At 65.0% G+C, this 1,083-nt stretch carries 1 protein-coding gene; it reads left to right on the top strand.

Annotation, left to right across the window (positions count from 1 at the left end; translation table 11 throughout):
• The first annotated feature begins 142 nt into the window (after window positions 1-142).
• Window positions 143-1,063 (top strand): transposase, encoded by a 921-nt coding sequence (locus MMG85_RS18365; protein ID WP_241047345.1) that lies wholly within the window; start codon window positions 143-145, stop codon window positions 1,061-1,063.
• Window positions 1,064-1,083: the final 20 nt, after the last annotated feature.

Here is a 1,083-nt window from a genome sequence, read left to right as displayed (position 1 = left end):
TGCTACGACCGCGGGAGAGCAAGCTCGCCACGCCGGAATCTCCCTGCACACGCCCGAACAGTTGCTCGAGTAGGCGCTCGTAACGATAAGGCTGGGCCGCATGGGAGGACTCTCGACCCTGGCAGCTTATCGGAGATGGGCGATGGAATACGGCATAGGTCTTGATGTGTGCAAGGCATGGATCGACGCGCACGTGTACGGCATGGATCGTCGGACTCGCTTTCCCAACACCGCCTCCGGGCTTGAAGCCCTGCGGCACTGGTTGGCCGATGTGCCCGTGCGTCAATGCGTGCTGGAAGCCACCGGAGGATACGAGCAGCAGGCACTGGATCATCTGCATGCGGCGGGGGTGCCGATGGTGCGGATCAATCCCCGCCAAGGCCGTGATTTTGCCAAGGCCACCGGCCAGCTGGCCAAGACCGATGCCCTTGATGCCCAGGTTCTGGCGCACATGGCCGCCGTGCTGGACCTGACGCCCTATCGTCCGTCGCCGGCCTGGCAACGCCGCCTGGGGCAATACCACCAGCGCCGCCTGGATCTGCAGCAGAGCGTGCAGCAGGAACGCCAACGACTGGAGCAACTCACTGACACCTGGCTACGTCGGCAGACCTTGTTGGCCCTGCGCCGTAGCGAGGCGATGCTCAAGGCGCTGGATGCTCGCATCGCCCAGCAGGTGGCCGAGCAGCCCTGCTTGGCTGTGCTGGGCCAGATCAAAGGCGTGGGACCGGTAGTGCGCTCGGCGTTGGCCACGCAATTGCCCGAGCTGGGGCACGTGAGCGGCAAAGCGATTGCCAAACTGGTGGGCGTGGCGCCCTTGGCCTGCGACAGCGGCAATCAGCGCGGTACGCGCCGCATCTGGGGCGGCCGAGCCGGCCTTCGGGCCACGCTGTATATGGGCACGCTGACGGCCGTGCGCTACGAACCGACGCTGCGGTCCTTCTACCAATCGCTCCGTCAGCGAGGTAAACCCGCCAAGGTGGCCCTGGTGGCATCCATGCGCAAACTGCTGGTCATCCTCAACGCCCGCATGCGGGACCATCTCAACGCCTCCCAAACAGCCTGAATCAAGACAGTTGCTCTCCC

Source organism: Pseudoxanthomonas sp. LH2527, from assembly GCF_022539275.1.
Taxonomy (GTDB): Bacteria; Pseudomonadota; Gammaproteobacteria; order Xanthomonadales; family Xanthomonadaceae; genus Pseudoxanthomonas_A.
The sequence above is the reverse complement of the archived record's forward strand: the minus strand, read 5'-3'. Positions and strand labels throughout refer to the sequence as shown.